Consider the following 20940-nt stretch of genomic DNA (forward strand, 5'->3'; position numbering starts at 1 on the left):
TATTAATTTTTGTTTAATCGTTTGGTTGCGCTATTTTCCTGCTGCATAATCGGGTTGCGATTTGCGTAAATTACAGAGAGATAACAATGAAAAAAATGATCATAGGTTTGGCCGCCCTGCTAGTCGTATTCAGCCAATGGGTTTCGGCAAGCGAATTAACCGGCGCATGGGAATTGGAATACGCCGTATACAAAAATGACAAAGGCGAAGTCGTCAGTGAAATTAAAGACAAAGCCACGCTCTCGCGCAAAGTGTTGTCTGACAATCACTTTACCTTTATCACTTGGGATAAAAGCGGAAAGTTTATTGTGGCTGGCTCCGGCACTTACACTTTGAAAGGCGAGAATTACAACGAAACCGTTGATGCCACATCTGAAGCGCGGCTCATGGGGAAAACCTATGAATTCAACTGCACCTTTAAAGACGGCATCTGGATTCATAAAGGCATGGAAGACGGTGTGTTAATTGAAGAACATTGGAAACGTGTAAACTGAAAACCAACGCAAAAAATGCCGGCATTAACGCCGGCATTTTTGTTTAAATAAATACTATTTTGATGGCATCAATTGCACGCCATGATCAGCTCAAGGCTAATTGGATATTAAAGCACGTGCCATTCTGCTCATCGGACGTAACCGCCATTTGTCCACGGTGATGGTCGGTAATAATAAAATAAGAATACGATAGGCGCTGCTCAACCGGACAAGTACTGGTCTGACTCTCGATAGAGAAGAAAGGCTGGAAGATTTCCAATTGCTCAGCAGGACTCAAACATTTGCCGTTGTGTTCCACTTTAATCCATAGCGAATCATAAAACTCGCCAATCTCAATATTGATCCACGGCTTGTTGTTGTCATCCCAGGATTTGGCATTGAGTGCGTAAAACGCATTGCGCATCAAGCGTACAAATACCTGCGCCAGCTCTGCGGGATAGCAGGGAATTTGCGGTAATTGATCGGCGTAATTACGGCGGATATTAATGTGTTTGAAGGTGAGACCATTGGCATCAGAAAATAATCCGCTCGCCAATTCAATGCTGTGATCCATAATCGGTGGCACATCGGCCAATTGTTTGCTGTCGCGATGACTGCTCGCCAGTTGCAATAAGTTTTGTGCAATTGCCGTTGCCTGATGCGCGCTCTGGCGCACGGTTTCCACTTCCTGCAATAAAAATTCTTTTACGTCCCCCAACTCTGCCGCTTCAATTTCCTGACGCGCACTGGAGACGCGCGCAAAAATGGTATTGATCGGCAAGCTGATGTCATACGCCATTGCTGATGCAAGCTCACCCATCGCCGATACCTTATCGCGCTCGGCCAATTTATTTTCTGCATTCACTTGTTTGGTGACATCGGAAATCAAAATCACTATGCCCGTTTCCTGCTGGTTGTTCAGCGGATAGAGCGTGATATCAAAAGTATATTGACCGCGTTGGGTGTGCTTGAGATTGAGCGTTTCACCTGTGGCCAACACAGTTTTGACCTGTTCCTGCGTCAGGGTAATTTGCGCATAAGCCGTCCACAGGTTTTGCCCGACCACGTCTTTAAAAGGACGGCCGGTAATCTCTTCGGCTTTTTGGTTCCACTGGGTAATTTGCAGTTCCTGGTTAAGGCCTATCAGCATCACCGGCATGGAGTTGACGATGCTGGCGATGTAGGCCTCGCGCTCTTGCAATACCGCAGTGCGGCGCGCCACGCGATCTTCCAGTGTGGCTTTAATTTCGGTGAGCGCGCGATTGGAGCGGACTGCACGCCAGTGAGCACGGATCAAAAATGCCAGCACAATCACCAGCGTGAGGATCAATACACTGGCCGTGGTATTGGCTACGTACTGCCACTTGGTACTGCCATCTTCCTCCCGGAAAACCGCAAAAATATCAGCGCGGACGCCAAAGCTGGTACATGCCAGTGCACAAAAAAGCAGGAGTTGTCTCATGGGGGGATCTCATAGCGGCCAGAGGCCATGCCCCCGCTAACAGGACGCTAGCAGGAAATGGCCCGAATCAAGCGCGTAATTTTACTCGATCACCCACTGAAAGGAACAGCTACAACATCCAAACCACAACATCGCCTAGGAGCAGGCGGTGTACATCTTCGCCGTGGCCGGATAAGCAACTTGTGCGGGCGCTGGTAATAACTCAAACACGCTGCCTTTTTTACTCGTCATCCGCAGGGATTTTTTGTACATCCAGGACTCTTCAATCAAGTCATCGCGCACGCGGAACAGAAGATTGGCACTGAACTCCAAAAACGCACCTGTCGCTGGCAACCCCATGAATTCCTCATGGTGAAATCCGCTCATGCGAAAGCGCACCAGCACCTGCGCGTCGCTCGCCAGCAGCTGCTCTATTGACCATTGACGCTGGTCGAATACATCGATCAGATAGTTAAAAAAACCTTGATACTCATCCGGGGTGGACGGATCAAACTCGGGAAACCCCCAGCAGCGCACCTGCTGGGAGAGAAAACGCTCTGTCTGTGAATGCGATGCCGATAAGGCGCTATTCAAAAATTGGCTGACCTGTGCGGCCAGATGTTGGTGGTGATGCATACTGACTCCTTCCCTTGTGGGGATTTTCCTCTTGCGAAGATCGTATAAGTGCACAGCGAGTTCGGTAAAACAGGCTGCAGTCTGGAACCTTCCATTATGGTAAGGTCAAGCACCTGCAAATTATGTCAGTAAGCTGGCGGGAAACTGTGACAGTTTGTATCCAGCGTCACTTGATTACTGTGCTGTTCAGGTTACTGCTCAGTTGCTACCCAGATTACTGATCCTGTTATTAATCAATACGGGTATCGATCAATATGGGCTTTGGGTCGGGCGGATAATAATTTCACTGACATCCACATCTGCCGGTTGCTCAATCGCATACACAATGGCCCGCGCGATAGCATCTGGTTTGAGGGGTTAAGTGTGATGTAGACATAGGTTCAGCTCCTGATAAGAGGGGCAGAAGAATTCCGTCCCGATGGAGCCACTATAGAAACCCGCCTGTTTTCGTCGGTAGCCAATTCCTCGTCGATGATTGCCTAAAACTCCAGACTCACAGCCAACAGGTTCAATCACATCGGGCAAGCCGCTACACTCGTTAAGCCATTTCCACATCGAACGAGAGTGATATATGAGCGGCGATATCAACAACCTTTTGCCTGAATTGGCGCTGCGAGCCAAACGGCTGGCGACCGAAGAAGGCATGACCAGCACAGCGCTGGAATGCATGCAGTTGTTCCGCAGCAACCAGCCCACGGAAATCACCCACGCACTTTATGAGCCCTCCGTATGCATCATTGCGCAGGGGCAAAAGCAGGCGCGGCTGGGTGAGGAGCTGTATAGCTACAACCCATCCACGTATTTGGTGGCGGCGGTAGATTTACCGGTGCGCGGCCAAGTGATCGAGGCAACCCCTGAACAGCCGTATTTGTGTATCCGCCTGGGGCTGAAACCGCACAAGATCAGCGAAATGCTGTTGGAGAACCGCCAGTTGTTGCGCCCGGTAAAAATGCCGCATCGCGGGTTGTTTGTGAGCCAGGCGAATTATCAATTACTGGATGCAGTCTTGCGCCTGATGCGCTTGCTTGATACTCCAGATGACCTTGCGGTGTTGGCACCACTGGTCGAGCGGGAGATCCTGTACCGGTTATTGCTGGATGAGCAGGCGGTGATCCTGCAGCAAACCGCGCAGACCGATAGCCATGCCCAGCAAATCACGCGGGTCATCAAGACGCTAAAGCACAACTATCATAAAAACTGGCGGATTGAAGAGCTGGCGCAGATGGCGTGCATGAGCAATTCGGCCCTGCATGCGCACTTCAAAAGCATCACCAATATGACGCCACTGCAATACCTGAAACAACTGCGGCTGCAAGAAGCGCGGCGTTTGTTGTTCAGCGAAAATCTGGATGCCGCCACCGCCAGTCATCGCGTTGGCTATGAAAGCCCATCGCAGTTCAATCGCGAATACCAACGCTTGTTTGGCTTGCCACCGGTGCGCGATCTGGTGCGGCTCCGCAACACAGCGCCCGCCCTGATCCAGGCCAACTGAGCTGCAAACTGAAATGAAATAACTCTACTGGCTTATTCCAAAAATCCGTTTTGGCGCGATTTTCCCACTCGAACCAGTCGAGCTTTTTTACAATTTTTAAAATTTGGCGCGTTAATAATGCTACCCAGATCCACGTTTTATTGAACGTTGGTTCGCAAAATCCCTCCAAGGCACAGTTATTGCCAAGACTTTCATTACGTGTGTATTGGCAACAGTAACGGGTGCGCATTTCCTGAAAAAAACAAACCCGGACAATCAACTGACACTACACTCAGGAATACCGATGTACAGGAGCTTTAGTCATGCTTACGGATCTACATAGACAGGCCCTAACCACAAAGACATACGCAGGGTTCATTAAAATCGGCACAGTATTGGTTGCGGTTGGAACACTTGCCGGGCGACCACTTTCCCACGCATCGCATTACTTATGGAATGAGGATATCGGTGAATAACAGGTGTATTTGGCGGTGCATTACCGCCCTGACAAGTTTGCTGGTGTGCGCCAATACGCTGGCCGCCGAACAGGTGACGCTGCAATTAAAATGGCACCACAGCCCCCAATTTGCGGGTTACTACGCCGCGCTTGAGCAGGGATATTACAAAGACGCTGGTCTGGACGTGAGCCTGATGGAGGCAACACCAGAGACCGATGTGGTCACTGCGGTCACCAGTGGTGCAGCAGATTTTGGGGTGGGTTCCAGCAATCTGTTGCTGGAGCATTATCGCGGCAAACCGGTCGTCGTGCTGGCCAATATCTACCAACACTCCGCCCTGGCGCTGGTCGCCCGGCAGTGGAGCCCGACCCAGAATATCCACGATCTGGCGGGCAAGCGCCTGATGTTGACCAAAACCCCAGATGAGCTGGTGGCCTATCTGCAGCAGGAAGGTCTCGGTGACGACCAGTATTCGCTGGTGCCCCATAGCGCCAACCTCAATGACCTGATTACCGGCAAGACCGATGCACTGTCTACCTATTCCAGCATCGCACTACCCTATTTTGAGGAGATGCAATACCCGGTGCAGGTGTATAGCCCGCGCTCTGTCGGTATTGATTTCTATGGCGACAACCTGTTTACCTCTACCCGCCTGCTCAAGAGCAACCCCGCTGTGGTGGAGGCCTTTCGCAAAGCCAGCCTACTCGGCTGGCAGTACGCGATGGATCATCCGGAAGAAATAGTTGAGCTCATCCGCAACCAATACAACCAACAACAGAGTGCGGGGCTGCTCAGTAAGCAGATGGCGCACACCCGTGAACTCATCCAGCCCGAGCTGATTGAGCTGGGTTACAGCAACCCCGGCCGCTGGCGGCATATTGCCGACACCTATGCCGACCTGGGGTTACTCCCCCAAAACCACGCACTGGACGGATTCCTGTACCGCACCAACATTGCGGTTGACCGCAGCTGGTTATACATCACCGCCGCTTCGTTGATAGGCGCTTTTGTCGTTTTTCTGGTTGCCGCGCATATCAACCGGGTTAACCAGAAGTTGCGCAATATGGTACGCCTGATGCGCAGTGCCGATGTATGGCAGCGCGGCCACAACCATGTGCTAGCGCAGATAGTGGCCGATGATCCGCTGGAAGACATACTGTTGGGGATTATCGCAGGGGTCGAACACATCAAACCGGACATGCTCTGCAGCATTCTGTTGGTTGAGCGCGCCACCAATACACTCAAGCTGGTCGCCGCCCCGCGTCTGCCCGATTTTTACAATGAAGCGGTCGATGGCCTACCCATCGCACGGGCGATTGGCTCTTGCGGCACCGCCATCATTACCGGCCAGCGGGTGATTAGCAAAGACATCCAGAATGATCCGGCTTGGGCCAACATACAGGAACTGACCGCCAAGGCGGGGCTGGCATCCTGTTGGTCGGAGCCCATTATCAACCACCGCGGCCAAGTGTTGGGTACCTTTGCGATTTATCAGGCGCAGGTTGCCGAACCCAGCGCTGAAGACATCAAACTGATTGAAGAGTCCGCTTATCTGGCCGAGATTGCGATAGGCCGCAAACAGGCCATTGAAGCCCTGCGCGAAAGCGAAGAGCGACACCGCATTATGGCGCAGCACGACAGCTTAACCGGGCTGCCCAACCGCGCACTCTTTTCCGACCGGCTCCAACAGGCGCTGAGCTACAGTAAACGCCACCAGCGGGCGCTGGCCGTTATGTTGCTCGACCTCGACAAATTCAAGCCGGTCAACGACCAATATGGCCACGCACTGGGCGATGAATTATTAAAACAAGTGGCGCGCCGCTTACTCACCACCGTGCGTCACTCCGACACAGTCGCGCGTATTGGTGGCGATGAATTCGTGATACTGCTGCACCAGATTGATGATATCGCCCACGCGAAAATCGTCAGCGAAAAAATCCAGTCAGTCCTCAACGAACTCTTTTTAATTGATGACAAAAAAATCCAGATTGGCTGCTGCATAGGCACTGCGTTTTATCCGCAAGACAGTCTGGATGCACGCGAGCTTACGCAAATTGCCGACCAGCGCATGTATCATCAAAAACATCAAAAACCGGTCAGCCTTTCAGCGCGGTAATCCATTCACATCAAAAATATCTATTCAAAAAATATTTGTTCATAAAAAAGGGCAACCCAAAGGGTTGCCCATTAAGCCGACTCATGAAGCAGCCGAAGAAGAAGGGGAAGCTCACACTAAAAATCAGGCTAACACCTGAACCAATCCATCATCTACGCGCACAGGAAATACACTGACGTTGTATTCCGGTTTTTCCAAACACTCACCCGTGCGCAAATTGTAATGCTCTTTGTACAGTGGCGATGCCACAACCACTTCATCGCCGATCGAACCAATAATGCCGCGCGACAACACATTGGCTTCACCGACAGGATCGTAATTAGATACTGCGAAAATTTCGTTCAACCGGTGCGAGCGGAAAATCGCTACCTGTTGATTATTGACTAACGCACAAACACCTGTATCGGGCAGAAGATCGTCAATTTCACACACGCTAATCCAGAGTTTTTCGCTCATGATGTTTCTCACTGAAAATATGAATTTGTAATTCTATAAACCCCCTCCTTTGCAAAAGGGAGGCTGGGAGGGATTTAAAAAAATCCCCCTAACCCCCTTTTTCAAAGGGGGAACCAACACCTCCCTTTTTAAAAGGGAGGCCGGGAGGGATTAATCCACTAATTCCACAAACTGAATGCTACTGCTGTTGCGCTCTTCTGCGGTTGCAGGGCGAATTTGTTCGCGCTCTACCACATAAGCCAGATTGTCATCGGTTGCGTTGCTGTTGATGAAATGTTTGAAGCGTTTTTGTAGCGCTTCATTCTCAACCGTGGTTTTCCACTCGCACTGGTATTGGCTGATGTTGTAATTCATTTGCGCTTCAAGTTCATCGCACAAACCCAATACATCATCAATCACCACTTTCTTCAGATAATCCAAACCACCTTCCATATTTTCCAGCCATACCGACGTGCGCTGCAGGCGATCTGCCGTGCGGATGTAGAACATCATGACGCGGTCGATATATTTAATCAGCGTGACATCATCCAAACCTGTCGCAAATAAATCGGCGTGACGCGGGCGCATACCGCCGTTGCCGCACACATACAAACTCCAACCGGTTTCGGTGGCGATAATGCCAAAATCTTTTGACTGCGCCTCGGCACATTCACGCGTACAACCCGACACACCGAATTTCATTTTGTGTGGCGAGCGCACACCTTTGTAGCGATTCTCCAATTCAATCGCCATGCCGACCGAATCCAATACACCGTAACGACACCAGGTTGAACCCACGCAAGATTTCACCGTGCGCAATGATTTACCGTAGGCGTGACCCGTTTCAAAACCGGCATCGACCAATTTTTTCCAAATGGCAGGTAATTGATGCAGTTGTGCGCCGAATAAATCGATACGTTGGCCGCCGGTGATTTTGGTGTAGAGCTTGTACTCTTTTGCCACTTCACCCAACACAATTAATTTTTCCGGCGTGATTTCACCACCCGCTACGCGCGGAACAATGGAATAGGTTCCATCTTTTTGCATATTGCCAAGGAAAATATCGTTAGTGTCTTGCAAGCCGATGTGTTTTTTATCCAACACAAATTCATTCCAGAACCCGGCGAGGATTGAACCCACCGCAGGCTTACAAATATCGCAGCCCAAACCATGGCCATGTTGATCCAATAATTCATCGAAGGTTTTGATTTGTTTAATACGCACAATGTCCGCCAATTCCTGACGTGAATGCGGAAAGTGTTCGCAAATATGGTTGCTGACTTCCACACCTAATTTGAGCAATTCCGAATCCATCACTTGTTTGGCCAGCGCCGAACAACCACCACAACCAGTTGAAGCTTTGGTGATCGCTTTAACATCGCCCATGGTGCGTGCACCATCTTGCACTGCGCAGCAAATGGAACCTTTGCTGACATCGTAACAGGAGCACACACAGGCGGATTCCGGCAGTGCATCAACACCGATTGCAGCACCGCCACCGTCAACATTGGGCAGGATTAAACAGTTTGGATCTTGCGGCAAATCCATACCATTCACGCATATGGATTGCAAAGTACCGTAGGCTTCCACATCGCCCACCAATACTGCGCCCAATAATTTTTTGTTGTCTGCTGACACAATAATGCGTTTGTAAACTTCTTCTACATCGTTGCTGTAGGTGTAGCTGAGTGAACCGGGCGTAGTGCCGTGTGCATCGCCGACCGAGGCCACATCCACACCGAGCAATTTTAATTTGGTGCTCATGTCCGCACCCATAAATTGGTCGTTGCCACCGGTGATATGCGACACCGCCACTTTCGCCATTTGATAACCGGGAGCAACCAAACCATAAATGCGGTTATTCCACAGCGCACATTCACCAATAGCGTAAACATCCTTTACGGTGGTCTGGCAATTGTTATCCACCACAATACCGCCGCGCTCACCTAAACCAATTCCACATTTGCGTGCGAGTTCATCCTGCGGGCGAATACCGGCAGAAAATAAAATCATATCGGTTTCCAGATGGCTGCCATCCGCAAAATTCATGCGGTAGCGCGCTTCAGTACCCGCAACAATTTCATTGGTGGCTTTTTGCGTGTGCACTTTTACACCGATGGATTCAATTTTGCGGCGCAATAATTTACCGCCACCTTCATCGAGCTGTACTGCCATTAAGCGCGGTGCAAATTCCACCACGTGAGTTTCAAGACCCGCCGCTTTTAACGCCGCCGCCGCTTCAAGCCCAAGCAAACCGCCGCCGACGACCACGCCAATTTTGCTTTGCTGTGCAGAGGCAGTAATGCGTTCCAAATCCTCGATAGTGCGATACACCAAACAGTGTTCTCCATTGTTGCCGGGAATCGGCGGCACAAACGGATAAGAACCCGTGGCGAGAATTAATTTGTCGTATGTTTCGCGGCGGCCAGATGCAGTGATGATTTCTTTGTTGTCAAAATCCAAATCAATCACTTTATCGCTCAGAATATATTGCACACCTTTTGCGTCGTAATAATCGGTACTGGTCAGCATCAGGTCTTCGGCAGTCGAACCGGAAAAATATTTGGAGAGCTGCACGCGGTCATACGCAAGGCGCGGCTCTTCCGAAAAAGTGATCACCTGGTACTGATCCGCATCGGCATGATTCACCAGGTTATCGATAAACTTGTGCCCTACCATTCCGTTGCCCACAACAATAATGCGCTTCTTCATATCTGCCTCACGGTCGTAAAATTTTTTGTTTTCAATCATTCACTTGATTAAGCCAACAGGTATTGCTGCCCGGTGATGTGTGCCAGCACAGTGCCCTGCAATTTTTCACGCAGGCGCACCACTTCACCCACAATAATTAACGCAGGTGACTGCACGTTTTCACGCAGCACATCCGCCGGAAATTCACTGAGCGTGGAAATAATATTGCGCTGGTCTTTGCGGCAGCCGTTTTCGATAATCGCCACCGGCGTGTCTGCCGCCAAACCACCTGCTAATAAATTTGCCGATATTTCATCGGCGCGCGTCAGCCCCATATAAAACACCAGTGTGTGTTTTAATTGTGCAAGCGCATACCAATTCACATCCAAAATTTTTTCGGCGTGACCGGTAACAAACGTACAACCCTGGGATAAGCCGCGATGAGTCAAAGGAATGTCGGCATAGGTACTGCAGCCAGATGCAGAGGTGATGCCGGGAATAACCTCGGCCTCAATACCGACGCTGCGCAGCTCCAATAATTCTTCGCCGCCGCGACCAAATACAAAAGGATCTCCGCCTTTAATGCGGCACACGGTTAAACCCAGCTTCGCTTGATTTACCAACAGTTGGTTTAAATCGCCCTGCGCAATACTGTGTTTGTTTTTGGCTTTGCCAACATAAAAAGCGGGAATATTTTTGGGGAAGAGTGAGCGAATATCGGCGCTCACCAGATAATCGTAAAAGATGACATCTGCGGTGTTGATCGCGCGCAACGCTTTCACCGTCAGCAGCTCTGCATCACCTGGGCCTGCACCCACTAACCACACTTTTCCAGTGCGATTTTTTTTGTTGTCGTCATCACCTTTTTTAGCTTTTCCATCGCCACCTGTGCGCGCTTTCAGCAGCGCGGAAGGAAGGATTTCTACATTCGCTTTAAGGAAATTGTTCATGGCAACACCTGCATTTTGATTACACAGGGGTAATTGCAAGGCAAATGCCACAACCAATACTTTGCTAAAAAATAATTTTTTCTTAATGTATATCAGCTACTTACTAATGTTCATTGGGCATGAATGGGCCCAAAGGGCAATTATCAACTCGTATCGATAATTCATTTTGTGTTTTTTGTTGGTGCAAGATCGCACCAATTCATTGCAAAAATGGATTTTTTAATTTCACTCAAATGCACCATTAAAAAACAAAGTGATGGTGCGCTGCGCACCATTAAAAAACATTTAATAGCGTTAAAGCTAAAACATGGCCTGGAGCCACACACCTGACAACAAATCCTTACCCAAAAACTGGAGCACAGATGCCATCCAACGCGCTAGAATCCAAAAAATCACCATTTTGGAACAGGCTTTTTCTGACCAGAGGCTAATCACCAAACCAATCTGGTCATCAGTTTGCTAATCTTGGCTTGCTGGTTTTAACCTAATGGTCTTAGAGGGAAACACCTTGAGCCAACCCCAAGCCGGGGTTAGAGTGCAAGCACACAGGAACCAATATCTTTTATGCAATTAATCGATAGCTTCGGCCGCACCGTCAACTATGTACGCCTGTCAGTCACTGACCGCTGTGACCTGCGCTGCGTTTACTGCATGGCGGAGGAGATGACCTTCCTGCCGCGCAACGAGGTCTTGAGCATTGAGGAATTCACCAACCTTGGGCGCACCTTGGTCGATCTGGGGGTCACCAAGTTACGTATCACGGGTGGCGAACCATTGGTCAGGCGCGGCACTATTGAGTTACTGCAAAATCTCGGGCAATTATCTGCCCTGAAAGAACTCTGCCTGACCACCAATGGCACCCACCTGCCGCAATACGCCAACGCCATCCGCGATGCCGGAGTCAAACGCATCAATATCAGTCTGGACAGCCTCAACCCGGAACGCTTCCGCCAGCTCACCCGCTTTGGCGATCTAAATCAGGTATTGGCTGGAGTCAAAGCCGCACAGCAGGCGGGGCTTAAAATCAAACTCAACTGCGTTGCACTCAAACACTACAACGCCGACGAAGTACCGCAGCTGGTGCAATTTGCGCTGGATGAAGGCTTGGATATCAGCTTTATCGAGGAAATGCCGCTCGGCAAAATCAGCGAGCACGGGCGCGCAGCCGAATATGTCAGCAGCGATGAATTGCGCAGCCAACTCAGCCGCGACTACCGCTTGCTCGCACAAGAAAGCTCCCAAGCTGATGCGGGCCCATCGCGCTACTGGCAAGTGGATGGATTTAATACACGCATCGGTTTTATTTCGCCCCATTCACACAATTTTTGCGGCAGCTGCAACCGCGTGCGCGTAACCGCCACCGGCCGCTTGCTGCTCTGCCTTGGCAACGAACACAGCGTGGATTTGCGCGAGCAATTGCGCAGCGAACATTATTCAGAAGCAGCACTGCGTGAACAGATTATCAACGCCATGCAGCACAAACCGGAAAGGCATTATTTTGATTTACATAACGAACCGCAAATTGTGCGGTTTATGAATATGACCGGGGGCTAGCCTCCGACCAAGAGGGGATTTATGACTGCAACAAAAGAATTCGAACCACTCAATATTTGCGTACTCACAGTATCCGATACACGCACTATTGAAACCGATACATCAGGCCAAAAACTGCAGGATTTATTAATCGCTACAGGCCACAGACTGCATGATCGCAAATTAGTGACGGATGATATTTACCAAATCCGCGCAGCGGTTTCCAATTGGATTGTCGATTCACAAGCGCAAGTGGTATTGGTTACCGGCGGCACCGGTTTTTCCGGGCGCGATTCAACTGTAGAAGCCATAACACCCTTGTTTGATAAAACCGTCGTAGGGTTTGGTGAATTATTTCGTCAGGTGTCTTACGATGAAATCGGCACTTCAACTATCCAGTCGCGCGCCACTGCAGGGCTTGCCAATCGCACGTTGATTTTTTGTTTACCCGGCTCTACCGGTGCCTGTACTACCGCGTGGGAAAAAATTATCAAAGACCAATTGGATGCACGCAATAAACCCTGCAACTTTGTGGCGCAATTGCGCATTAGCAAATAAATTTTAATTATCAGCAATACAATATGAACGAGAAAAATAACACTACCGGTGCGCGCTTAAAGATTCAGGCGCGACTGATGCTGGATGATGAAATTGCTTTTGGCCCCGGCAAGGCAGATTTGCTTGATGCTATTGCTGCGACGGGCTCCATCTCTGCTGCAGGCAAACAAATGGGCATGAGCTACCGGCGGACATGGCTGTTGGTGGATTCAATGAACCGCTGTTTCCAACAACCCATCGTAGAAACTGCGACAGGCGGAGCCCAAGGTGGTGGCACTCGCCTGACAGATTTTGGTAGCGATGTGTTAATACGCTATCGCCAGTTGCAAGCAGACCTAGAAAAAATCAGCGCGCACTATTTTACGGAATTTAAACCACTGCTGCGTAAAAAACCGGTACCTCCCAGCAGCTAATCAGCAATCCGGATGTAATGTTCCATCGCGCACAATAAAACGTTGCGACGTTAAAAACTCTAACTCACTTAACGCGTGAGTGACATATACCATTGGAATTTTACATTCGCTGCAAATACGCAAAAAGAACGGCAGGATTTGCTGCTTTAAACGCTCATCCAATGCCGAGAGCGGTTCATCCAGCAACAATAATTCGGGCGAATAAAGCACTGCCCGCCCCAGCGCCACACGCTGCTTTTCGCCACCGGATAATTGCGCAGGCTTGCGCTCCAACAAGTGACCAATCTCCAACAATTCCACAATAGCGTCCAGCGTGAAGCGGCGCTGTTGCGGGGCGATATTGCGAAAACCATACAACAAATTATTGCGCACTGATAAATGCGGCAACAATTGCCCATCCTGAAACACCAAACCAATATGGCGCTGATGCGGTGCGACCCATATGCGCTTTGCGGTGTCACACAATATTTTTCCATTCAGAATAATCTTGCCCTGCTGGGGTTTAAGCAAACCAGCAACTAACGACAGCAACGTACTTTTACCGCTGCCCGATGCACCCAAAATACCGGTGATGGGTGCACTGAACGCTTGGTTCACCTGCAAAGAAAATTCTTCACGCTGGAAATGCAAATCCAATTCAAGCACGGCGCACTCCCAACCAGCGCTCTGCCCGGCGCGTCAGAATATTACTTAAGAGGAGTGAAAAAAATGCGAGCGCAAGGCAAATCAAAATCAGGCGCACGGCCATGGCATCACCATCAATTTGATGCGTAGCTGAATAAATGGCGAGCGGCAAAGTACGGGTTTCACCGGCAATATTACCGACAAACGTAATAGTTGCACCAAATTCACCAAGCGAGCGACTAAACACCATAATCGAACCAATTAAAATGCCGGGCAACATTAACGGCATGGTGACAGTGAGCCAGACTTTAAACGGGCTGGCACCCAATGTGCTCGCCGCCAACTCCAAACGGCGATCAATCATTTGCACTGATAATTTTGCAGCTTGTACCATCAGCGGAAATGCAATAACTGCCGATGCCAGTACCGCACCTTTCCAATTAAATGCAAATTCAATATTGAAATGGGTTTTTAACCACTGCCCTACTACACCTTGGGAACCGAACACTACCAACAACAAATACCCTGGCACAGTGGGCGGTAACACCATCGGCATGAATAAGGCCGCTTCCAATACCGGCTTGGCGATAAATTCCTTGCGCGCTAATAACCAACCAAAAAAAATACCGGGCAGCAGACACAGAAAAGTTGCCCATAAACCCACTTGTGCTGATAAACCCAATACTTGCCATTCTGCGTCTGTGAGCATTATGAAAAAATCTCGTTAATTATTTTTTAGCACACCAAAACCGTAGCGGATAAATATTTCTTGCGCTGCTGCTGATTGCAGAAACTGCCAAAAAGCATCTGCTTCAGGAACCGCATTTTTGGTTAATCCACCGGGATACACAATAGGCAAATGACTTTCCGCAGGGAAACTTGCCACCACAATTACCTTTTTGCTCAACTGCGCATCGGTTTTGTACACAACCCCCAGTGCACATTCACCGCGCTCGACAAATGCCAAGGCGGTGCGCACATCTTCAGTACCCACTAAACGCGGCTGTATGCTGTCCCACCAACCAAAATAATCTAATGCCTGTTTGGCATATTTACCTACCGGTACATAAGCGGGCTCACCCGTACATAATTTTCCATTAAAGCTGGAGGCGAGGTCGGCATTTTTATTCATGCTGATCGCTGGCGCGCGCTTCTCCGGCGCAATCAATACCAATTCATTCGTTAATAAATCCACACGGTTTTTTTCATTAAGCAAACCGCGTGTTTGCAAATAATCAGCCCAATCTTTATCTGCCGAAATAAACACGTCAGCAGGCGCACCATTTTCAATTTGTTTCGCTAAGGTGGATGACCCGGCAAACGACGACTTAATCTGAATATCCGGATGTGCTTGTTGGTAACTGGTTGCCAACTCCGTCAGCACATCGCTCAAACTCGCTGCCGCATACACCCTAACCTCAGCTGCCTGTAGCGTCACAGCACAAAACACCAAGCTTGCGCCTAGCACCCTATTTACCAACAGTCTCCAATTTTTTTTACTTACTGATTTATTACGCATTTTTCTTTATCTCTAAAAATCCGCGTTTCTGCACCAAAGCCATCGCTGTATATGGTTGTATACAATGAATACCAATGTCAAGATTGAAACTCTAGTCACCGCAAGAGCTTTGCTCACGAACACACCACTTTAGGATTATTCATAAAAGCGCAAGTAGATACCTCCGATGGGTTAAAAATTATTACCCGGATAAAAAACTTTCTACCCAGTTTGGCGCCCGGCTGTAATTTGATGGTACCAGTACGCAATTTACATGCGCTTGCAACTGGCACTTTAAGATTCAGGCTGGTGCAGGCCTGGCATGCCTTGCACCAAGCCAATGCATGCTGCATTTATTTTTATAACGACAAGGTAATTTTTTAGTGCCCGATACAAAAAGTATCGGTATGGATTGCAATATTCCTTGCATCGACAATGAGCAGCCAGATTATTTTGTAAAAAATTGATTAGATAAATCCTGCTGGCAAGCTAATTGCAATTCACACAAGCCTTGGTTTTATTCAGGGCTTTTGATGTACTTGTGAGCAGCGATCCATGAATCATTCTTTATTGTTACATACTGCAGTGCCGTCGTTATTGGCCGCCATGGATGCATTGACACTGGAGCCGGATTTTCAGGTTTTTTTTAAAAAAGCAGCGGCGGCTGTGCGCCAGTTATTGGGTGCCGATGGCACTGCGCTGATTTTATTAGATGAAGAAACCCACACATTTGAGTACAAATTATTTGAAGGCGAACAGCAACATTTGCTGAATGCGTTTAAAGGTTTTCGCTTTTCTGCGGCGACAGGAATCTCCGGCCGCGCCCTGACCAGTAAAACCAGTATTTTTACACGCAACTACCCTACCGCTCCCGATGCCATGCCACAGTTGGTTGATGCGGGCTTGCAATCCAATCTGGTTATTCCGTTGATTTCATCGGATAAAGTCCTGGGCGTGCTCGCCTCTTCCTGGTTTGCGCACACCGAATCCGTCGCGGATATTTCGCCGCAGTTGCTCACTCTGGCCGAGCGTATCGCGAGCCAAATTGCAGTGGCGTGCCATCGCGAACAATTGGAAGCGCAATTGCGTTCGCTGGTGACTATTGATCCGCTCACCAAATTATTAAACCGGCGCGGAATTCTGGATTGTCTTGATAACAGTTTGGAAAAATTACACCGCTATAACCGCAACTTTGCATTGTTTTTTATTGATGTGGATGGGTTGAAATCGGCCAACGATCACTGGGGGCACGAAACCGGCGATCTTTTATTACGCGATGTTGCACAGCGGTTAGCCGATGTCATGCGCAAAGGTGACCAGATTGGCCGTTTGGGCGGCGATGAATTTTTAATTATCGCCGAATGCAACGATTCGCATATCGACACACTCGCCAAACGTTTTTTGCAAGCGCTGCGCGTACCTTATGGCTGCGGGCGCAAACGCGGCCGGTTAAGCGGCAGCATCGGCATTGTGCTGGCACCGCAAGACGGTGTAGACGAAATTAATTTACTGCGCAAAGCCGATGCCGCAATGTACATTGCCAAAAGCGAGGGCGGCGACCGTTTCCAGCGCGCGTCCGTCAACGCCGAGTTGCCGCAAACACATATTTCAATTGTCGATGTGGAAAGCGCGCTGGAGCGCAACGAATTGCAGCTCTGGTATCAACCGATTTGCGAATTGAGCGATCTGTCTGTCGTCGGTTTTGAAGCGCTGTTGCGCTGGTGCAAACCCGACGGCGACATTATCAGTGCAGGGCCCATCATTCAGGCATTTGAATCAGCGCGCGGCGATCTTGAATTTCGCTTGGGTAATTGGGTTCTGCGCGAAGCGGCGCGGCAGATGCAATTGTGGAATAAAAATTCCCTCACGCCCGATATCCATATCAATATTTCCCCGCGTCATTTTTTGCATCCTTCTTTTTTATTGGAATTGCAAAAACTTTGCGAACAGCAACAGGGGTTTGGTCAATCGCTCATTATTGAAATTACTGAAACTGCCATGCTGGAAGATCTGGAACGCGCCAAGCGTATTATGTTGCGCTGCCGCGATTTGGGTGCACGCATGGCGGTGGATGATTTCGGAACCGGTTATGCATCACTTACTTACATCAAACGTTTGCCACTGGATATGATCAAAATTGACCGTTCTTTTGTCGCAGATTTACCGGGCAATAAAGTCGATTGGGATATCAGTAAAGGAATAGTGTCGATTGCCCATGCATTGGGGCTGACAGTGGTGGCGGAAGGGGCAGAGATATTTGAGCAAATAGGCAGTTTGCGTGAGCTGGGCTGCGATCAGGTGCAAGGCTATTTTATCCATCGCCCTATGCCGTTTATTGATGCGAACACCTGGTTACAACACAAGGCATTGCGCACACGACACAACAACACATTTGCATCCACACCCCAAACAAACCGCCCTGCGGCCAACGAAGGCAAAATGCACAACGCTCAATTGGCAACTACTGCTGGTGCGCAGCGCGAGCCGACCCCGCGCTTTACATTCAAACCATTTTATAACGGTAAATAAAACGCGCCGGTAACTCAATAATGCACCGGTAAACGTTTGAGCATGGCCTGACGAGCACTGATCAATTCTTTGTACGTCTGGATCATAGTGAAATTCACCTGTGTTCCATTCAATTTCAACTCTGCGAGCTGGCGCTCGTAGTCTGAAATTTCACGCAGTAATTTATCGCGCATCAGATCAGAACGGCTGGTATTCAAATCAGCCTTCAGGTTTTTGCTTTCTCTTCTCATCGACAAACTCTCCTTATGAATGAATCTCGGTAGGAAACAGCAGTGACCTACAGATTGAAGCCTAGTCCAGATACGATGAGATTCACTAGCGCAAACTTAGAATATTTTCTTCTCGGAGGCATGATGATTTGGTTATAAAACCAACAGGATTGCCGCCGCACCAATCAGGTGCGCAACAGATAAGCAGCAGTATTTTTCTTTGAGGAAATCGCGTTAAGGATTGCCGTCAACGGGATTGGAGCTTAACAACCCTTCCCAATAGAAATGTTTATCGCCCAGCGCATAAAAATGCGGGTTCAGAATATCCTCCCGCGTGTTGTACACCAACGATGGTAAATCGGGCGTAGCGCAAACCACACGTCCACCTGCCGCTTCCAGCACGGCCTGTGCAGCCGCTGTATCCCATTCCGATGTGGGTGCCAGACGCGGATAAAAGTCCGCCAAGCCCTCGGCGATCACACAAAACTTTAACGAGCTGCCAGCATTGGTGGTTTCAATGGTTCCCGGCCAGTTTTGTTTGACCAGGTCCATCAGATCCAGGGTTGCCTGGGTATTGTGGCGATGGCTGAGCAACACCGTGAAAGGTTCGCGCTGTTGATAACGTTCAATCATGGAACGCACCCGGATAGGTTCTGCGCCACGCCCGCGCAGGTATTTAAATGCGCCTACACTGGCAGGGTCGCGCGCATCCAACACGCCCAAATAGGTCGTATCGGTCGCGGGCACATGTACCACGCCCAACAAAGGGCGGCCGCGTTGGATCAAGGCAATATTGACCGTAAACTGGCCGTTGCCCGCGATAAACTCCTTGGTGCCATCGAGCGGATCAACCAGCCAGTAATTTTCCCACAGGTGGCGGTCGGCAAAGTCCGGCAACTCGCTTTCTTCCGAGATCACGGGCAAAGGCAAGAGTTGTGCTAACCCCTGAACAATGACCCTGTGTGCCGCCAAATCTGCCGCGGTCAGGGGCGACTCATCCTGTTTGTGCTCGACCTGGTAAGTGTCTTTATTGATGTAAATCGCCATGATCGCATCACCGGCACAGCGCGCCAGCTCCACCAGGTTGCGAATCAACTCCGGGCTGATTGGATGCTCAGTCATCGTTGGCCTCCTGCGGTGCGTGTAGCGGCAACTTGCCAGCGAGCCATTCACGCGTCATAAACAGCGCGGCGATACTGCGCCCTTCACATACATCGGGGCGCATAATGAGTTCAAGCATATCTTTCAACGGATAGGGCACCACCTCGATAGGTTCAGGCTCATCGCCCTCCAAACGCTCCGGATACAAACCCCAAGCGAGCACAATGTTGATGCCGTGTTCCATGTAGGAAGGGGAGAGATTGATGCGCTTGAGAAACTGCAAGTGACGCGCGCCGTAGCCCACCTCCTCTTTCAGTTCGCGGTTCGCCGCCTCCAGCAAGGTCTCCCCCTGATCGATGGCACCTTTGGGCAGGGCGAGGTGGTAATCCTCCAATCCGGCCGCATATTCACGCACCAAAAGCACCGTATTCTCATCCAGCAAGGGTACAATGAGCACCGCCCCCGGCCCGCCCGAACAGAGCTTTTCGTAGGTGCGCTCCTCACCATTGCTAAAGCGCAGGTGGATTTCATCGGCGCGGAACAACCGGCTGCGCGCGACGGTAGCGCGTTTTAAAATTTCAGGCTTGTGCTGCTTGGGCGTATTGAACGGGGAATTATTGGGCATAGCTAAAGGCAGTTCGTAAAAAGTGGTAGAGACAAGTTTATGATTAATTGGGACTTAATAGATACAGTCATGCTGGATATGGATGGTACCTTGTTGGACCTCCACTTCGACAACTATTTTTGGCTGGATCACCTGCCCCAGCGCTACGCACAAATCCACAATGTGGATCTGGCCACAGCGCATGCGAAACTCAAAGCGGATATCCACCAATACGAAGGTACCTTGCAATGGTATTGCCTGGAGTTTTGGTCAAAGACATTGGATGTGGATATACCGAGCCTCAAAGAAGAAGTGAAACACAAAATCCAGGTGCGCCCGCACGTCGGCGAATTTTTACAGCGTTTGCGCAATGCAGGTAAAAAAGTACTGCTGGTGACCAATGCCCATCCGCAAAGTCTGTCACTCAAAATGCAGATAACACAGATCGACCAGTGGCTGGATGTGATTATTTCATCGCACGAATTTAATGAACCCAAAGAATCGCAAAAATTTTGGCAGGAATTGCAAGCGCGCGAACAATTCGACCCCGAGCGCACGCTGTTTATTGACGATACGGTACGCATTCTTGATTCCGCGAAATTGTTTGGCATCAAATATTTGCTTGGCATCCATCAACCCGACAGTCAAAAAGAGCGACGCATGGAGCAGTATCCGGCCATCCATCACTTTGATGAAATTATGCCTTCGGTCAATTAAGTTATGAGCAAGCAAAAACACGAACAAGACGATGATGACGATAAAATCCGCATCGATAAATGGCTCTGGGCTGCGCGCTTTTACAAAACACGTATGCTCGCCAAACAGGCAATTGAAGGCGGAAAAATTCATTGCGATGGACAGCGCATCAAACCCAGCAAAGAAGCGTTAGTAGGGCTGGAATTAACTATCCGTCAGGATTGGGATGATAAAACCGTCATCATCAAAGCACTCTCCGATCAACGCCGCGGCGCACCACAAGCGGCGCTGTTGTATGAGGAAACGGAAGAAAGCAAAAACCTGCGCGAGAAACGCGCAGCGGAGCGCAAAGCGGGGCTGGGTAATTTTATTATCAGCGATCACCGCCCCAACAAAAAAGAGCGCCGCCAAATTCACCGATTCCAACGCGTGAATTTGTTGGGTGATGAAGATTAATTAATCACACAGAAAGATCTTCGCTCAGTAGCGGATGGTAATTAAAGA

The 20940-nt window shown here is 49.5% G+C and carries 20 protein-coding genes; 9 read left to right on the forward strand and 11 right to left on the reverse strand.

Features of this window, described 5'->3' with window-relative positions; translation table 11 throughout:
• Nucleotides 1–86 precede the first annotated feature (86 nt).
• Entirely contained in the window at nt 87–494 is a 408-nt protein-coding gene (locus B2739_RS05100; protein ID WP_331344791.1) for a DUF4488 domain-containing protein, read from the forward strand.
• A gap of 85 nt (nt 495–579) precedes the next feature.
• On the opposite strand, the gene B2739_RS05105 is transcribed toward B2739_RS05100, so the two are convergent.
• The gene (locus tag B2739_RS05105) at nt 580–1935 is read right to left on the reverse strand and encodes a PAS domain S-box protein (RefSeq protein ID WP_331344792.1); all 1356 of its coding nucleotides are present in this window, start codon (nt 1933–1935) and stop codon (nt 580–582) included.
• Between the two features lie 135 nt (nt 1936–2070).
• On the reverse strand, nt 2071–2550 hold the full coding sequence (locus tag B2739_RS05110) for an ester cyclase (protein ID WP_331344793.1): 480 nt from the start codon (nt 2548–2550) through the stop codon (nt 2071–2073).
• Between the two features lie 571 nt (nt 2551–3121).
• On the opposite strand from B2739_RS05110, the gene B2739_RS05120 reads away from it, so the two are divergent.
• Both B2739_RS05120 and B2739_RS05125 read left to right on the forward strand, forming a co-directional pair.
• Entirely contained in the window at nt 3122–4042 is a 921-nt protein-coding gene (locus B2739_RS05120) for an AraC family transcriptional regulator (RefSeq protein WP_331344794.1), read from the forward strand.
• Nucleotides 4043–4489: 447 nt separating this feature from the next.
• The gene (locus B2739_RS05125) at nt 4490–6595 is read left to right on the forward strand and encodes an ABC transporter substrate-binding protein (protein WP_331344795.1); all 2106 of its coding nucleotides are present in this window, start codon (nt 4490–4492) and stop codon (nt 6593–6595) included.
• 123 nt (nt 6596–6718) lie between these two features.
• Here B2739_RS05125 and nirD read toward each other — a convergent pair whose 3' ends face one another.
• The 3 genes from nirD to cobA form a co-directional block, all read right to left on the reverse strand.
• The gene (nirD, locus tag B2739_RS05130; RefSeq protein WP_331344796.1) at nt 6719–7051 is read right to left on the reverse strand and encodes a nitrite reductase small subunit NirD; all 333 of its coding nucleotides are present in this window, start codon (nt 7049–7051) and stop codon (nt 6719–6721) included.
• Between the two features lie 150 nt (nt 7052–7201).
• Nucleotides 7202–9742, reverse strand: a complete 2541-nt coding sequence (gene nirB, locus B2739_RS05135) for a nitrite reductase large subunit NirB (protein ID WP_331344797.1) — start codon at nt 9740–9742, stop codon at nt 7202–7204.
• 47 nt (nt 9743–9789) lie between these two features.
• Nucleotides 9790–10671: a uroporphyrinogen-III C-methyltransferase gene (cobA, locus tag B2739_RS05140; RefSeq protein ID WP_331344798.1), complete on the reverse strand. Its 882-nt coding sequence runs from the start codon at nt 10669–10671 to the stop codon at nt 9790–9792.
• Nucleotides 10672–11235: 564 nt separating this feature from the next.
• On the opposite strand from cobA, the gene moaA reads away from it, so the two are divergent.
• Genes moaA through B2739_RS05155 form a run of 3 tightly spaced genes read left to right on the forward strand, consistent with a single transcriptional unit; the run spans nt 11236 to nt 13175 of the window.
• Nucleotides 11236–12225 (forward strand): GTP 3',8-cyclase MoaA, encoded by a 990-nt coding sequence (gene moaA, locus B2739_RS05145; protein ID WP_331344799.1) that lies wholly within the window; start codon nt 11236–11238, stop codon nt 12223–12225.
• 21 nt (nt 12226–12246) lie between these two features.
• Nucleotides 12247–12762 carry a molybdenum cofactor biosynthesis protein B gene (gene moaB, locus B2739_RS05150; RefSeq protein WP_331344800.1) on the forward strand — a complete coding sequence of 172 codons (516 nt, stop codon included), beginning with the start codon at nt 12247–12249 and terminating at the stop codon, nt 12760–12762.
• 23 nt (nt 12763–12785) lie between these two features.
• Nucleotides 12786–13175 carry a hypothetical protein gene (locus tag B2739_RS05155; RefSeq protein ID WP_331344801.1) on the forward strand — a complete coding sequence of 130 codons (390 nt, stop codon included), beginning with the start codon at nt 12786–12788 and terminating at the stop codon, nt 13173–13175.
• Here the strand turns inward: B2739_RS05155 and B2739_RS05160 are convergent, their stop codons facing one another.
• From B2739_RS05160 to modA, 3 genes are read right to left on the reverse strand one after another with little or no spacing between them, the layout of a single operon-like run.
• Nucleotides 13176–13820: an ATP-binding cassette domain-containing protein gene (locus B2739_RS05160; protein WP_331344802.1), complete on the reverse strand. Its 645-nt coding sequence runs from the start codon at nt 13818–13820 to the stop codon at nt 13176–13178. It lies immediately after the preceding gene.
• Entirely contained in the window at nt 13813–14508 is a 696-nt protein-coding gene (modB, locus tag B2739_RS05165; RefSeq protein ID WP_331344803.1) for a molybdate ABC transporter permease subunit, read from the reverse strand. Before modB ends, B2739_RS05160 begins: the two co-directional genes overlap by 8 nt.
• Nucleotides 14509–14523: 15 nt before the next feature.
• The gene (modA, locus tag B2739_RS05170) at nt 14524–15318 is read right to left on the reverse strand and encodes a molybdate ABC transporter substrate-binding protein (RefSeq protein ID WP_331344804.1); all 795 of its coding nucleotides are present in this window, start codon (nt 15316–15318) and stop codon (nt 14524–14526) included.
• A 534-nt stretch (nt 15319–15852) separates the two neighbouring features.
• Between modA and B2739_RS05175 the strand changes: the two genes are divergently transcribed.
• Nucleotides 15853–17826: a bifunctional diguanylate cyclase/phosphodiesterase gene (locus B2739_RS05175; protein ID WP_331344805.1), complete on the forward strand. Its 1974-nt coding sequence runs from the start codon at nt 15853–15855 to the stop codon at nt 17824–17826.
• Between the two features lie 14 nt (nt 17827–17840).
• Here B2739_RS05175 and B2739_RS05180 read toward each other — a convergent pair whose 3' ends face one another.
• The 3 genes from B2739_RS05180 to nudE form a co-directional block, all read right to left on the reverse strand.
• Nucleotides 17841–18056, reverse strand: a complete 216-nt coding sequence (locus B2739_RS05180; RefSeq protein ID WP_049631616.1) for a hypothetical protein — start codon at nt 18054–18056, stop codon at nt 17841–17843.
• Nucleotides 18057–18269: 213 nt separating this feature from the next.
• Nucleotides 18270–19157: a 3'(2'),5'-bisphosphate nucleotidase CysQ gene (cysQ, locus tag B2739_RS05185; protein ID WP_331344806.1), complete on the reverse strand. Its 888-nt coding sequence runs from the start codon at nt 19155–19157 to the stop codon at nt 18270–18272.
• A complete protein-coding gene (gene nudE, locus B2739_RS05190) occupies nt 19150–19761 on the reverse strand; it encodes an ADP compounds hydrolase NudE (RefSeq protein ID WP_331344807.1) in 612 nt (203 codons plus the stop codon). Before nudE ends, cysQ begins: the two co-directional genes overlap by 8 nt.
• Before the next feature lie 39 nt (nt 19762–19800).
• On the opposite strand from nudE, the gene yrfG reads away from it, so the two are divergent.
• Together yrfG and B2739_RS05200 are read left to right on the forward strand one after the other, a co-directional pair.
• On the forward strand, nt 19801–20457 hold the full coding sequence (gene yrfG / locus B2739_RS05195) for a GMP/IMP nucleotidase (protein ID WP_331344808.1): 657 nt from the start codon (nt 19801–19803) through the stop codon (nt 20455–20457).
• A 3-nt stretch (nt 20458–20460) separates the two neighbouring features.
• Nucleotides 20461–20892 carry an RNA-binding S4 domain-containing protein gene (locus B2739_RS05200; RefSeq protein WP_049631612.1) on the forward strand — a complete coding sequence of 144 codons (432 nt, stop codon included), beginning with the start codon at nt 20461–20463 and terminating at the stop codon, nt 20890–20892.
• Nucleotides 20893–20940: the final 48 nt, after the last annotated feature.

The organism is Cellvibrio sp. UBA7661, from assembly GCA_002483365.1.
Taxonomy (GTDB): Bacteria; Pseudomonadota; Gammaproteobacteria; order Pseudomonadales; family Cellvibrionaceae; genus Cellvibrio.

Coding starts and splice junctions, on each gene's coding strand:
- B2739_RS05100 (WP_331344791.1), top strand. CDS start 87: ATGAAAAAAATGATCATAGGTTTGGCCGCCCTGCTAGTCGTATTCAGC.
- B2739_RS05105 (WP_331344792.1), bottom strand. CDS start 1,935: ATGAGACAACTCCTGCTTTTTTGTGCACTGGCATGTACCAGCTTTGGC.
- B2739_RS05110 (WP_331344793.1), bottom strand. CDS start 2,550: ATGCATCACCACCAACATCTGGCCGCACAGGTCAGCCAATTTTTGAAT.
- B2739_RS05120 (WP_331344794.1), top strand. CDS start 3,122: ATGAGCGGCGATATCAACAACCTTTTGCCTGAATTGGCGCTGCGAGCC.
- nirD (WP_331344796.1), bottom strand. CDS start 7,051: ATGAGCGAAAAACTCTGGATTAGCGTGTGTGAAATTGACGATCTTCTG.
- nirB (WP_331344797.1), bottom strand. CDS start 9,742: ATGAAGAAGCGCATTATTGTTGTGGGCAACGGAATGGTAGGGCACAAG.
- cobA (WP_331344798.1), bottom strand. CDS start 10,671: ATGAACAATTTCCTTAAAGCGAATGTAGAAATCCTTCCTTCCGCGCTG.
- moaA (WP_331344799.1), top strand. CDS start 11,236: ATGCAATTAATCGATAGCTTCGGCCGCACCGTCAACTATGTACGCCTG.
- moaB (WP_331344800.1), top strand. CDS start 12,247: ATGACTGCAACAAAAGAATTCGAACCACTCAATATTTGCGTACTCACA.
- B2739_RS05155 (WP_331344801.1), top strand. CDS start 12,786: ATGAACGAGAAAAATAACACTACCGGTGCGCGCTTAAAGATTCAGGCG.
- modB (WP_331344803.1), bottom strand. CDS start 14,508: ATGCTCACAGACGCAGAATGGCAAGTATTGGGTTTATCAGCACAAGTG.
- modA (WP_331344804.1), bottom strand. CDS start 15,318: ATGCGTAATAAATCAGTAAGTAAAAAAAATTGGAGACTGTTGGTAAAT.
- B2739_RS05175 (WP_331344805.1), top strand. CDS start 15,853: ATGAATCATTCTTTATTGTTACATACTGCAGTGCCGTCGTTATTGGCC.
- B2739_RS05180 (WP_049631616.1), bottom strand. CDS start 18,056: ATGAGAAGAGAAAGCAAAAACCTGAAGGCTGATTTGAATACCAGCCGT.
- cysQ (WP_331344806.1), bottom strand. CDS start 19,157: ATGACTGAGCATCCAATCAGCCCGGAGTTGATTCGCAACCTGGTGGAG.
- nudE (WP_331344807.1), bottom strand. CDS start 19,761: ATGCCCAATAATTCCCCGTTCAATACGCCCAAGCAGCACAAGCCTGAA.
- yrfG (WP_331344808.1), top strand. CDS start 19,801: ATGATTAATTGGGACTTAATAGATACAGTCATGCTGGATATGGATGGT.
- B2739_RS05200 (WP_049631612.1), top strand. CDS start 20,461: ATGAGCAAGCAAAAACACGAACAAGACGATGATGACGATAAAATCCGC.